This is a genomic window from Anaerosporobacter sp., from assembly GCF_965301125.1.
Map to the genome: position 1 here is coordinate 1 of NZ_CBDLAM010000360.1, position 1,902 is coordinate 1,902.

Genomic DNA, 1,902 nt, shown 5'->3' on the forward strand with positions numbered 1-1,902 from the left:
ATCTTCAGCTCCATAAGTAGATTGTGTTTCTGTTGATGCTTTTAGCGCAATTTTATATGGTGAATAAGCATGAATAGATACTGCTACATTATCATCATTTGGTACTACCATAGCAGAAATCTTCTCAGAATCTGCTGCTGCACAATAAGTAGGCATCATTACAAGTCTCTTATCATTGTTGCCACCAGTTGCACGCATTACAGAAAGTATTTTTGCATTATATTCATTTACTACATTATAATATTCTGCAGTACCAGTCCAGTCTTCTTCATATCTTGGTTCATTTATAGTTTCAAAAATTAATTTATCACTATAATCTTTAAAGTAATCTGAAACTTGTTTCCATATAGCACTACCTTCATTAATAACGCTCTCTTTGTCTGCTTCATTAAATTCATCTTGTATTTCATTATGGTGAATATTAATAATTGCATACATATCGTTCGCAAGAGCATAATTCACAACAGTTTCAATACGTGCCATATATTCTGGATCAATAGTATAGTTAGAATCAGTATAATTCTCATCCCATCTTACTGGAATACGAACAGTATTAAATCCTTCTTTTTTTATCTCATCAATCATTTTTCTTGTTGTTACAGGATTACCCCATCCGGTTTCTCCACCAGCAGATTCTAAACTATTTCCTAAGTTCCAGCCTACTTTCATATCTTTCACTAAATCCATAGCAGAAAGTCCTCTCATTGTTGTTGGATGCTTATAATCATCTGGGAACTCTGGTTCTGGTGCTGTTGCTTTAATATATTGATATTCTGATAATATAATATCTGCTGTAACACTTGTAATCTTATGGAGATAGTTTACTTTTTCTGTTTCATCTTTGGGCAAATAATCATTTAATAAAATTTGTGTATTGTTTCCAGTAAGTCCCCAAGAAACTTTTGATGCTAAATTCGATTCTGAATAATCTTTGTTTAAATTAATTATAAGATCATCATAACCATCTGCTTTAACTGTAATTGTACCAACATGGAACTTTAATATGTTTGAATCTCCATCACCAAGATGTCCATCAACAATATTTATACCAAAGTTGGCAGTACTATTTGAGCTTTCTAATGTATTGGTATTATTGTTAGCATTGATAGTTGTAACATCCTGATATACTAAACTAGAAGTATCTCCAATATTCATCCAGTTCCAATCATCAGTGTTTTGTGCAAATGCCATAGCATAAATCTTTGTCACAGCACCCTTTTCTGTATAGATAGTTGTCCCTGTTGATGGTGTTGATGGCGTTGCTTTAGTATACTCATATTCTGATAAAGTAATATCTGCTTCAACACTAGTAACTTTGTGAAGATAGTTCACTTTTTCTGTTGAATCTGTTGGTAAATAATCATTTAATAAAATCTGAGTGCTATTTCCAGTAATCCCCCAAGCAACAGTTTCTGCTAAATATGATTCTGAATAATCTTTGTTTAAATTAATTATAAGATCATCATAACCATCTGCTTTAACTGTAATTGTCCCAATATGGAATTTTAATGTACTTGAATCCACTGATGCAAGATTTCCATCAGAAATATTTATGCCAAAATTTGCAGTATCATTCAAGCTCACTAATGCATCTGTAGTAGTGCTAGCATTAAAATTTGTCACATCCTGATATACTAAACTAGAAGTATCTCCTATACTCATCCAAGCCCAGTCATCAGTATTCTGTGCAAAGGCACTGGCATAAATCTTTGTTGATTCTCCTTTTGTCACGCTGATAGATTCTGTCGCAGCGTATACTTTCAACGAAGTATTTCCAATAGCACAAGTGAATAACATGACTAAAAACATCAATAACGATGTTATTCGTTTTTTCTTTCTCATCCTAAATCATCCCTTTCATTTATTTTTATGAAAATTTTTTCTAATATATATGCATAAATA

1 protein-coding gene is annotated in these 1,902 nt (G+C 32.0%); it reads right to left on the reverse strand.

Annotated elements, in window-relative coordinates; all coding sequences use genetic code 11:
* A partial coding sequence (locus ACW2QF_RS19930; protein WP_455717763.1) for a glycoside hydrolase family 5 protein occupies window positions 1–1,842 on the reverse strand: 1,842 nt, incomplete at its 3' end.
* Window positions 1,843–1,902 lie beyond the last annotated feature (60 nt).